This window comes from Streptomyces sp. NPDC051109 (assembly GCF_044455885.1).
Taxonomy (GTDB): Bacteria; Actinomycetota; Actinomycetes; order Streptomycetales; family Streptomycetaceae; genus Streptomyces.
In genome coordinates this window covers 1-11,417 of sequence record NZ_JBITFF010000052.1, presented here as the reverse complement: position 1 = coordinate 11,417, position 11,417 = coordinate 1, and the positions used below count along the sequence as shown (strand labels likewise).

Sequence of the window (11,417 nt, the reverse complement as noted above, 5' to 3'; positions counted from 1 at the left end):
GGCCTCCGCCAGATCCAATACCGCAGCGACGTCATCGACGGATGCCTCACCGAGACCAGACTCAAACTGACGACACCACAGCTGCAAGCTCAGTAGGAGGCAGGGGCGGGGAAGCGCGCCCAGACGCGGTGGGTGCGCATCAGCGCGGCGAGCTGGCACAGAGCGGCCGGTCCGTCGGGGGCGATGACGACGCCCGCCTCGCCGTTGTGGATGCCTGCCGCTTCGAACAGGCGCTCCGCGCCGTTCCAGCCGCCGACTGCTTTGCCGTGCTGGTACGCCTCGGCGAGCAGGGCCAGGACACGAGGATCACCGACGGCGGGCCTGGGGTTGCCGGCCTTCGCGTCGCGGGCGCCGTGGGCGTCCGCTCCCGCCGCGGGCACACCGGCGAACAGCAACGCGTCGAACTCGACCGAGCGTGCGGCCGCGTAGGTGCGCTGCACCGTCACCGGATCTCCGTCACCGAGCAGCCGGCCGCCGGTGGGCGCGATCACCAGCGGAACCATCCCGGCGTCCAGGACGGCTTGGCGGACTTCTGCCACGCCGGCCAGGTCGGTGAACGCGTCGGTGACGATCCCGACGATCCGTCCGTCCAGCGGCCAGCTCTCTCCGATCTGGGACAGGCTCGGGCTGGCCTGTACGTCTGTCGGCGGTTCGGTCGCGGAGGGGGCCGGCAGTCCCAGCCCGGCGGCGACCTCGCCGCACAGCTCGGTGTCGATGTTGGCGAGCGTCTGCAGGACTCGTTCCTTGATGGCCTGTTCGTAGACCTTGGACAGCTCGAACGTGTAGGCGGCGATGATGTGCTCGCGTTCCACCGGGCTCATGGACTGCCAGAACAGCCGGGGCTGGGAGAAGTGGTCGCCGAAGGAGACGGGTGCCTCGCGGACTTTGCGTGCGGCGGGGACCTCTGCCGGGACTTCGATGTAGGCGCCGGTGTCGGCGCCGGCGAAGAAGGGGCAGCCCCCGTCGATGCTGTTGGGCTTGTAGGGGGCCGCCCCGCGGTGCACGGCGCTCTGGTGGGAGCCGTCTCGGAGCATGTCGTTGACGGGTGCGTGGGTCCGGTTGATCGGCAGCTGGGGGAAGTTGGGTCCGCCAAGCCGAGTGATCTGCGTGTCGAGGTAGGAGAACAGCCGGCCGGCCAGCAGCGGGTCGTCGGTGACATCGATGCCCGGAACCAGGTGGCCGACGTGGAAGGCGACCTGCTCGGTCTCGGCGAAGAAGTTCGACGGGTTGGCGTTCAGGGTGAGCAGGCCGATCGCCTGGACCGGGGCCAGCTCCTCCGGGACGATCTTGGTGGGGTCAAGGAGGTCGATCCCCTCGAACATCTGGTCTTCGTTGTCGGGGAAGCTCTGGATGCCGAGCTCCCACTGGGGGAACGCGCCGGACTCGATGGCGTCGGCCAGGTCACGGCGGTGGAAGTCGGGATCCATGCCGTTGATCAGCTGCGCCTCCTCCCAGACCAGGGAGTGCACACCGAGCTTCGGCTTCCAGTGGAACTTCACCAGCGTCGTGTTGCCCTGGGCGTTGACCAGACGGAAGGTGTGGACGCCGAACCCCTCCATCATCCGGTAGGAGCGCGGGATGCCCCGGTCGGACATGTTCCACAGCGTGTGGTGAGTGGCCTCGGTGTGCAGGGACACGAAGTCCCAGAACGTGTCGTGTGCGCTCTGGGCCTGGGGGATCTCGCGGTCGGGGTGCGGCTTGCCGGCGTGGATGACGTCCGGGAACTTGATCGCGTCCTGGATGAAGAACACCGGGATGTTGTTCCCGACCAGGTCGAAGACGCCTTCCTCGGTGTAGAACTTCGTCGCGAAACCCCGGGTGTCGCGCACTGTGTCCGCCGAGCCCCGCGAGCCCAGGACGGTGGAGAAGCGGACGAAAACGGGCGTCTCGGCGTCGGCGGCCAGGAACGCGGCCTTCGAGACGGCCTGCGCCGTGCCGTAGGACTGGAAGACGCCGTGCGCGGCGGATCCGCGGGCGTGGACCACGCGCTCGGGAATCCGCTCGTGGTCGAAGTGCATGAGCTTCTCGCGCAGGTGGTGGTCCTGTAGCAGCACCGGCCCGCGCGGGCCCGCCTTGAGTGAATGATCGCTGTCCACCAGCCGAGTGCCCTGAGCCGTCGTCAGGTACGCGCCGCTCTGCGCCATCCGCGCCTGGTCGGCTCCGGTGGGCTGCCCGGTCGGGCTGACCGTCTCCGGGCCGCTCTGATCTGCCTTGGGCGGCAGGGGTTCAACCGGCTGCACCGGCTCGGCGAGCTGCGGGGAGACGGGCGCCGGCTTGCCCGGGATTCCCTCTTCAAGGCCCTCACTCTTCGCCCCTCCGCCCGGCATGGCATCTGCGATCTTGTCGGACACGGCCTTCAGTGGGCTCTTCTCTGACATCACATCTCCAGTGCTAGGGACCAGGCGATACACGTGTGACCCCGGCCAATGCATTTCAAACGACGCTATATCGACAAAGCGGACTGGCAGTGTGGAGTCCGATCGCGGCACGTGATGCTTGTCCCGCCGCGACGTGCCTATCTGTGGAGGGGGAGGGGCCGCTGCTCCGCCCGGTGATCACGAGCTCCTCCTGCTCGTCGCCTGCCGCGGCGAGGCCCTGCGGCTGGAGCCATTGCCTGCGGGAGCGCAGTACGGACCCCCAGGGCACGAGCACTCGTTCCGCGACTCGCGCGGTCAGCCCCGCCCGGGTGAGCCGCTCCAGGGTCTCCTGGGCTCTGCACATTCCCGAGTGGACCAGCAACAGCACGCCCCCGGTGTACAGAAGTACCGGCGCCATGTCGCATATCCGGTCGATCACGGCCCGTCCGTCACTTCCCGCGTCCCAGGCGGGCCGAGCTCCGCTGGCGGGCAGCCGGCTGTCGGGACTGGGGGCGTAGGGAGGGTTCGCCAGGACCGGATCGAAGCGCTGGCCCTCGGTCCGGGAGGCGAAGTCGCCGTGCAGGACCCGCAGGGGTGTGCGGTGGAGCCAGCCGTTCAGCCGGGCTGCCAGTACGGCGGGCCACGCGACGTCCACTGCGGTGACATCCGCCCCGCGAGCGGCCGCACACAAGGCGAGGGCCCCGGTCCCCGTGCCGAGTTCAACGACTCGCGCACCGTCGTGGACCGGCTCCCACGACGGGCGCGGGATGGGGTCGCTGCAAGCCAACGCGGTGCTCGGCACGGATACCTCCTGGTCGACGGCCCAGCGCTGAGGCGGGGCTGGTGACCGCGCGGGTTCTGAGGCGGCGGGCTGGGCTCGGACGATCGCGGGCCGCACGGGAAAGTGCCGGTCACCGCGGCAGCCCTGAGGAGGGCTATGACGGAGCGATCGATTCGTGAGAGGGGTGAGGGGATCGATCGATTACGGGCTGCGCCTACCCGCGATCTCTTGTCTTGCACCTGAAAGCGACGGACGGCGCGACGGTCCTGCTGCGGGTGAGCGGTGCGGACCTTCCGGACCGACAGCGAGACCGCGTCGACGCCGCCATCAGCAGCCCAAGCGCCGCACCCTCTCCTGGCGATCACGCGCTCGGCCGTCGGGCGGCAAGCTACGCAAGTCGCCGTAGACGAAAGCTCCATCAGTGCATTTCAGGACCTGCGGGAAAAGCGGCAGGTCAATTCTGTGATCTACCGGCTCGCAGAAGGCGCCGGTACCTCATCTCTCATCGTCGAGGAAAAGGGCAATCACGTACGACGAGTTCCTGCGGGCGCTGCCAGCCGACCAGGCGCGCCTGGCCCTTTACGATCTGCCGTTCGTAACCTCAGACGGAACACGACACCACCAGATCGTGTCCATCTGCTGGCTCCCGGCCTCGACCGACGACGGGGTGAAGCCGATTACGGCCGATCCCAGGATGCGCTCGCCGAGGCGGTGGCCGGTGACCAGATGTCCCTCGTCGCGACAGCCCTGGCGGACCTGGAGTACCACCGCGTCATCGCGCGGGCCGGGGCCTGACACCGAGGAGGCGAGCCGGCCGGATCAAGCAGGTGACGCCCGTGCGCAATGCGGAAGACCGTGACTGACCCCGGCCTTTGCCTTTCCCGCGCCAACCCAGACGCTACCCCCGCAGACCGCCCTCCGGCGACGGCCCGCTCCTTCCTCCCCGCACTGCTCACCACCGGAGTCATCTACCTCCAGGTCACCTCATGGCCGCCATGGGCAGGTCACCGCTGATGAGCGCCTACTGCGCCTACTGCGCCTACTGCGCCTCCGAAGCGGGCGCCGAGTCCCTCGCCCATGCCCTGTGCGCCGAACTCGCCCACGAGGGAGTCGGGGTCGCCATCGCCTCCATCAACTCGGTCGACACCGACGTGGCCCGCGACGCCGACTACCCGGCCGCTCACGTGGCCGCACGCCTGGTCACCGTCGTCGAACGCCGCAGAGCCTCCGTGTACGTACCTGCCTGGCTGCGGGCCGTGCCATCCGTGCGGGTGTTCCTGCCGCCGATCGTGAGGCACATTGCGCGCACCGAATTGCCTCGGCTCGCCCGGACGGCCCCGTTCGAAACCACGGGCGTGCTGGGCGCCGGGGGCCATGCGGACCAAGGAAGCACGCCACGAGCGTTGAGGTGCCTGTGCGCCTGCCCACGCGCCGTCCGTTTTCCACCGGCTTGGGAGGGCAGACGCCGGTGCATGGACCAGTCGAAAACGCCCGTACTTGATGCACTGGCCGCCTACCACGAAACCGGCCAGACCCCCTTTACTCCACCGGGGCACAAACAAGGCCGCGGCGCCGACCCCCGGGTGAGGGCCGTGCTCGGCGACGCGGTGTTCCGATCCGATGTCCTCGCCACCAGCGGCCTGGACGACCGTACGTCCTCCCACGGCGTCATCGAGGAGGCGCAGGCACTGATGGCTGAGGCTGTCGGCGCCGACCACGCCTTCTTCTCCACCTGCGGGAGCTCGCTGTCGGTGAAGTCCGCCATGCTGTCCGTCGCCGGACCCCACGAAGAACTTCTGGTCGGGCGGGACGCCCACAAGTCCGTCGTCTCCGGACTGATACTTTCCGGGATCCGGCCCGTGTGGGTGGACCCGCAGTGGGACGCCGAGCGCCACCTCGCCCACCCCCCGTCCGCCGAGGCCTTCGAGGCGGCCTTCGCCGCGCACCCCGACGCCCGCGGCGCGCTGGTGACCACCCCCACGCCGTACGGCACCTGCTCGGACCTCGCCGCCATTGCCGAGGTGTGCCATGCGCGGGGCAAGCCTCTCGTCGTCGACGAGGCCTGGGGCGCCCACCTGCCCTTCCACCCCGACCTGCCCACCTGGGCGATGGACGCCGGAGCCGACGTCTGTGTCACCTCCGTCCACAAGATGGGCTCCGGGCTGGAGCAGAGCTCGGTCTTCCACCTCCAAGGCGACCTGGTCAAGCCCGAGGTGCTCAAAAGCCGCGAGGATCTGCTGGGCACGACCAGCCCCTCCGTCCTCGTGTACGCAGCCCTCGACGGCTGGCGCCGGCAGATGGTCGAACAGGGAAAGGCCCTCTACGGCGACGCCCTCGAGCTCGCACGGCAGCTGCGCGATCAGATCGCGCGGATCGACGGCGTGCGAGTGCACGGCCGCGAGGACTTCTGTGGCCCCGGCAAGGCGGCCGACACCGACCCGCTGCAGATCATCATCGACATCAGCGCCTGGAACGTCACCGGCTATCGCGCAGCCGACTGGCTGCGCCGCCACCACCGGGTCAACCTCCACCTCGCCGACCATCGCCGCATCAGCGCCCAGCTCACGCACGCCGACGACGAATGCAGCGCCCGCGTCCTGCTGACGGCCCTGACCGATCTCGCCGCATACGTCGGCGAACTGCGCACCGGCCAGCCCGTAGAAGTGCCGGCGCCCGCCAGGCTGCGGCTGGAACAGACGGCGCTGCCCCGCGACGCCTTCTTCGGCCCGACCGAACAGGTGCCCTGGCAGAAGGCGGCCGGGCGGATCGCCGCCGAAATGCTCACCCCCTACCCGCCGGGCATCCCGGCGGCGCTCCCCGGGGAACGCCTCACCGATGACGTCCTGCGCTACCTCCGCTCGGGCGTCGAAGCGGGGATGGTCGTCCCTGACGCGGCTGACACGGAGGTCAACAGCGTCAGGGTCTCCATCGAGAGCGGCCGCGCCGGCGCGGGCGCCTGACGGAGCGACCTGTCGCGTCCCGGTACCCCAGGCCTCCCGACATGTGTCCCGACCCGACATGGACGTGCCGGTGCCCGCCCCGCAGGTGGGGCGGGCACCGGCACGCGGCCCGCAACCGTTCGGCTACCAGCGGTACCAGCGGCCGCTGCTGCCCTTCGGGCGGGCAACGAACTCGATGAGCCACAGCACCAGCACCGCGATCGCAACCCACCAGAGGATCGAGTTCGCCGGATTCGTGCGGCGCGGGGTCCGGTCTCCAGGCAGCGAGCGCGATGATCTCGTCCTCGGTGCCAAAAGCGTGCTGGCGGCGACCGCCGCATGGGTATTGGCCCGCCACTTGCTCCCTCACACGGTGTCCACGTTCGCCCCCTTCACCGCTCTGGTAGCGCTCCAGGCGACGGTCTACCGGTCGCTGCGGGACTGCGCGCAGTACCTGACCGCGATGACGGCCGGGACGGCCCTGGCCGCGTCCCTGGCCGCCGTGGCAGGCATCCACGGCTGGGCCCTTCGGCCCGCTGCCCCTTCTGGCACTGGTGGGCCGGTTCCGTCCTCTGGGGGAACACGGCACCCAGGTCGCCATCGTCGGCTTCTTCGCCTCCTCCGCCGGGCTCGGGCGGATCGATTACGTCGGTTATCTCACCGCGTCCGTCGCCCTCGGCGCCGCATTTCAGAGTGCCCACTGATCGAGTGACTCGGACCAGTGCATGATGAGGACCGCAACGCACAAGGCTCCCGCGCCGTTGAGGGAGGTATTCGAAGTCTCAATCCATCGACACAGGAGCCTTGTTGGTTCCCTATCCTGCCGCACTCGACCTGCCGCAAGCTCTGGTCGAGTGGGTATCGATGCTCATCGTCACCCGTGAGGGTGACCGCCGCTGCAAGCTACCGCCCCACCAGCGCGCCCTCGTCGGCCTGGTTACCTGCGCCGGCACGACACGCTCGCGCAGATCGCCGTCGGCTTCGGCATATCCGTCGGCGCCGCCCACGGCTACGTCCAGGCCGTCGTCCGGCACCTGTCCGGCCGGGCGCTGGGCCTCCTGCGGGTCCTGCGCGAGGCCGATCCGGATTACGTCCTGCTCGACGGGACACTCGCCGAGTGCGACCGGGTCGGCGACAGCCGGGCCGACTTCTCTCAGAAGCACCGCCGTCACGGTGTGAACGTGCAGGTCGTGGCCGACCCCACCGGCAAACTGCTGTGGATCTCACCTCCCCTGCCCGGCCGCACCCACGACCTGACCGCGGCCCGTACCCACCGCATCATCCGGATCTGCGAACGCCAGTGCGTCCCCGTGCTCGCCGACCGTGCCTACATCGGCGCCGGCCCCTGGGTGACCACACCGATCAGACGGCTCCCGAACCGGGACCTCACCACGACCCAACGAACGATCAACCGGGCCCTGTCGGCAGCACGGGCACCGGTCGAACGAAGCATCGCAAGGCTGAAGTCCTGGCAGATCTTCCGCCGGGCCCGCTGCAGCCCCAACCGCATGACCGTCATCGCTGCAGCCATCCTCACCCTGGAACGTCAACGCTGGTGAAACTCATTGCCCTTCCAGGGGGAGGACGGACGGGCAATGGCCGTCATCCAGTGGGGAACCGTCTCACGACCAGACAAGTCGCCCTCCGGCAACGGAACAGACCGGATAGTCCCCCGCGCCGATCCTCGTCAGCATCTCCGCCACGGAGTCGAAGTAGTGAGCCATCGATTCGTACTCGCCGGTGACCGTGGGCTCACCCACGAACCATCTGCCGATACGTCCGTCCCTCGCGTCGATGAACTTTCCCATCCAGCCGTCCTGGTCCGACAGGAACGGGATCCACTCGTTACGCCAGAACGGATTGTCCGGCTGGTCCGGCGGGTCGAATCCACCGGGCATGGAGCGGTTCGCGTAGAGCCTCTCCATCGCCCGGATGCCCAGAAAGAAGCTTCCCTCGTCGGGGAACCCGTCGAGGCCGCAGCATGCCACTTCGTCGTCGACGTCTTCCTCCGGCAGATCCAGATTATTCTGCAACAGCCACGTCCGCAGGTCCCCATGCAGGGAGATCCCCATCCGTTCCTCGGCTGCCGCGAGCATCTGCTCCGTAGCGGGCCCTGGCAGATCCGCGTGATCGGCCGGCGCGTGCTCCCGAAGAAGACCCATCACACGCGACCAACTCTCAGCCACACTCATCGCCCTATGCCCTCTGCCCTCTCTACAGGATGTCTCCGCCCGACTACGCCACTGCGGAGGTTGGGAAGTACCGGCCGGAGAACCTTGCAGGCATGGTACTTCGAGCATGCGTTCCATCCCTCCCCGCGATCGTCTTCCGCCCCGAAGGGCAGGGCCGGCCCCTCAGCGAAGTGACCGCCCGCGACTTTTCACAGACAACCCACTGTGCCCGGCGGGCCCAGCCGAGGAGCTTCAAGGGCTCAAGCGAGGGCCAAGGCGTCACCCTGGAGTGGCGAAGCTGAAAACGCTCATTGACGGAGAATCGGTGGCGGCACGCCGTTGCTGTCCGGTTCGGCCGCCGTCGCCTGGCCCGTATCCCGGGGCATCACCCATTCCGTGGGGTACCAGGCCCCAGGCGCAGTGGGTATGCGGTGTAGCGGGCATTCGCCCAGACGAGGCCGATTGCTGGTCAGCTCGCCGCGCCAAGAGCCGGTTTCGCGGCATCGCTCCTCGATGTACTGCTTGAACCGCTTCAGGTCGCCGGTGATCTGCCTCTTGACGAAGCCCAACTCGTCGCCGCCGTTCTCCGCGGAACCATCCGGGTCGTAGTCGAGCTGGAGCATCACCTTGTTCTTGCTCTCCGCGAGGTGATGGAAGGTGACAACTCCCCCCTGCTTGACGTCGCCTCCCAGGGCCGTCCAGGCGACGCGCTCGTCGCGGATCTGCTCGGTGATCTCCGCCTCGAACTCCTTGCTCACCCCGCCGACCTTCGCCACCCAGTGCGTCATGGTGTCGGTGCGCTGTTCGATGCGCTCTACCCCATCCATGAAGTGGGGGGAACGACTCGAACTGTGTCCACTGGTTGTACGCGCGGTGCGCACGGGGACATTGACTTCGGTTCGAGCAGGGAGGTCTCCAGCTGGCAGAAGAAGGGAGCAAGGCCGCGCCCGGGAGCCAGTTCATGCGGCTGTTGGAGATCACCGGTGTCGTGGATCTGTTCACCACCGAGGTGGCCTCGCCGTGCTGACACGCGTGGGCGATGGACCCGGCCATCCACGCCGTTCCTGCCCGTCCGCGGATCCCGCGGACGGTGACGTCCCCAAACTCAGCAGCTCCTCGTTGCGGCGGCCGCCGTCCAAGCTGGCGAAGCACCGTTCGTGGACCGCCAGGCGCGCCTCGTCCTCGCGCAGCGACGCAATCAGCTCGGTCATGCGCCAAGTTGCCCTCCATCCGCAGGAGTAGAACCTTCGTAGCGTGGCGTCAGGGGAAGACGAGCACGTCGCCCGGTGTCCTTTCACACCGGGTCGTGCGACCGGGGCGTGGCCTGGTGAGCGGCGCGGACGTGATGGCCGCGGCGGTCTACAGGGCCGGGATACGCAGGGCGAGCAGGACGGTGTCGTCCTCGGGCTCGGCTGCCCCCACGGTGTCCAGGAGGGTGTGCAGGACTGCGTCCAGGGGTGTCCGGGGTGGGGTGGCGGCGAGCTGTCGGCCGAGGCGGTCGGTGTGTTCGTCGATGTCGTGGCCGCGTTGTTCGACGAGTCCGTCGGTGTAGAGGAGGAGGGTGCTGCCCGGTGCCATCGGGCGTGTGTCGCATGTGCGGGGCCGGCGCGGCAGCGCGGGGTGCAGCAGCACATCGTGCCGGATCAGACGTTCGACCGTGCCGTCGGGGTGGGCGAGCAGCGGCGGCGGATGGCCGGCGTTGCTCCACCTCAGTTGCCGCTGGCCGCCGGCCGCAGGGGTGAGGTGGGCGTGGATCATGGTGCAGCTCGTTTCGAGGCCCAGCCGCAGCCAGGCCCGCTCCACCGCGGTCAGTGACTGGTCGGGGCCCTGGCCGGGATGGTCGTGGTCGGCTTGCCGCAGCATGCTGCGGACCTGTCCCATCACGGCGGCCGCCCGCATGTCGTGGCCGGTGATGTCGCCCACGGTGATGGCAAACCCCCCCCCTCGGCCTCCGCGCCCGGATAAAGGTCCGGCAGGGGATATGCGTCGTACCAGTCTCCGCCGACCAGGTCGTCGCGCGCGGCCGGCCGGTAGAGCGCGGCCAGTTCCAAGCCCGCGACCTCGGGGAGTTCGGTGAGCATGGCCTGCTGGAGCTGGCGTGCGACGGTGATGCGTTCGTCGAGGTGGAGGGCGTGTTCGACGGCTTGCGCGGTGTACCCCGCGAGCGTGGTCAGCACCGCGCGTTCGGCGGTGTCGATGTCGTAGCGGCTCTCCCACCCCAGCACGAGCACCCCCACGACCCCGCGAGTGCCTCGCAGGGGGAGGCAGACGGCCGTGCTCAGTCCCAGGGAGTCGAAGCCCGCGACGGCTTCCGGGCGCGTACCGAGCGGTGATCTCGGACCGGTCGCCGATCACGATCATGCGGTTCTCGCGCGCCGCCCGAGCACTCGGCCACCGGGAGCTGAGCGCGTACGCCTCGGGGACCTGCTCGAAGGGCTGATCACCGCCCACAGAGTCCGCGACGCGCCGCAGCCCCCCGTGCTGCACGAGGGCCAGGCCGATGTAGGACGGCTTGAGATCTCCGCTGACCAGGTCCCCCACCCTGCGGCGTACCTCGTCCAGGCCGCGGGTGTCGGCGAGGTCCTCGGCGGCCCGCAGCAGCAGCTGCGAACGGCCGAGACGCGTGCGCAGCCCGGCAGCCGCCGCCTGCGCCACGTCCGCGGCCTCCGCAGCCTCCTCCTGCGCCCGGCGCCCGCTCTCCGCCCGCACACGCGAACGGATCTGCGCACTGCAAGCGGCGGCAAGGTCCGACAGGTCCCGGACTTCGTCCGCGGTCCAGGAACGGGGCCGGTCGTCCACGACGGCCAAGACGCCCAGGAGTTCGCTGGAGCCGCCCGCCAGGGGAACCCCGGCGAACGCGAAATCGGGATCACTGCCGTCCAGGGGAAGGAACAGTGCCTGTCCGAGCTCGGCCACGCGCTGGCAGCATCTGATGACCCCGGGTGGCACGCTCGTTCCGGCCGGCCAGCACTCGGGCGCCGCGCCGGCGGATTCGCCGGACGGGTTCAGCCAGACGAGCCCCTGCGGCGCGCTCAGCAAACGGGTGGCGAGCCGGGCGAACCGGTTCAATGCATCTCCCTAGTCTTCTGAGTCAGGAATTCTGTTCAGATAGCTGGCGAGGCGTTCGAGGATCTCGTCTGCGGTCTTGGTCCAGACGTAGGGCCTCGGG

Annotated in this window: 6 protein-coding genes and 4 pseudogenes; 3 read left to right on the top strand and 7 right to left on the bottom strand. The window is 69.2% G+C overall.

Translation table 11 applies throughout. The annotated features are described in order from the left end of the window. Positions 1–89 precede the first annotated feature (89 nt). Positions 90–2,378 (bottom strand): catalase, encoded by a 2,289-nt coding sequence (locus ACIBAD_RS37135; RefSeq protein ID WP_398911440.1) that lies wholly within the window; start codon positions 2,376–2,378, stop codon positions 90–92. A gap of 55 nt (positions 2,379–2,433) precedes the next feature. After that, positions 2,434–3,159, bottom strand: a complete 726-nt coding sequence (locus ACIBAD_RS37130) for a HemK2/MTQ2 family protein methyltransferase (protein WP_398911438.1) — start codon at positions 3,157–3,159, stop codon at positions 2,434–2,436. A gap of 502 nt (positions 3,160–3,661) precedes the next feature. On the opposite strand from ACIBAD_RS37130, the gene ACIBAD_RS37125 reads away from it, so the two are divergent. The 3 genes and pseudogenes from ACIBAD_RS37125 to ACIBAD_RS37115 all read left to right on the top strand — a co-directional run bounded on the left by ACIBAD_RS37125 (position 3,662) and on the right by ACIBAD_RS37115 (position 7,636). Next, positions 3,662–3,997 carry a hypothetical protein gene (locus ACIBAD_RS37125; RefSeq protein ID WP_398911448.1) on the top strand — a complete coding sequence of 112 codons (336 nt, stop codon included), beginning with the start codon at positions 3,662–3,664 and terminating at the stop codon, positions 3,995–3,997. Positions 3,998–4,610: 613 nt separating this feature from the next. Then, a complete protein-coding gene (locus tag ACIBAD_RS37120) occupies positions 4,611–6,098 on the top strand; it encodes an aminotransferase class I/II-fold pyridoxal phosphate-dependent enzyme (protein WP_398911446.1) in 1,488 nt (495 codons plus the stop codon). 786 nt (positions 6,099–6,884) lie between these two features. Further along, a pseudogene (locus tag ACIBAD_RS37115) lies at positions 6,885–7,636 on the top strand (transposase family protein). 63 nt (positions 7,637–7,699) lie between these two features. Here the strand turns inward: ACIBAD_RS37115 and ACIBAD_RS37110 are convergent. The 5 genes and pseudogenes from ACIBAD_RS37110 to ACIBAD_RS37090 all read right to left on the bottom strand — a co-directional run. Then, entirely contained in the window at positions 7,700–8,239 is a 540-nt protein-coding gene (locus tag ACIBAD_RS37110) for an SMI1/KNR4 family protein (RefSeq protein ID WP_398911444.1), read from the bottom strand. Between the two features lie 485 nt (positions 8,240–8,724). Continuing rightward, a pseudogene (locus ACIBAD_RS37105) lies at positions 8,725–9,174 on the bottom strand (SRPBCC family protein); the annotation flags it as partial. A 433-nt stretch (positions 9,175–9,607) separates the two neighbouring features. Next, complete coding sequence (locus ACIBAD_RS37100) at positions 9,608–10,171, bottom strand: PP2C family protein-serine/threonine phosphatase (RefSeq protein ID WP_398911442.1); 564 nt, start codon at positions 10,169–10,171, stop codon at positions 9,608–9,610. Next, positions 10,129–10,545 (bottom strand): annotated as a pseudogene (locus ACIBAD_RS37095) (GAF domain-containing protein); the annotation flags it as partial. The gene ACIBAD_RS37100 and the pseudogene ACIBAD_RS37095, both read right to left, overlap by 43 nt. Positions 10,546–10,978: 433 nt before the next feature. Further along, positions 10,979–11,317, bottom strand: a pseudogene (locus tag ACIBAD_RS37090) (GAF domain-containing protein); the annotation flags it as partial. Positions 11,318–11,417: the final 100 nt, after the last annotated feature.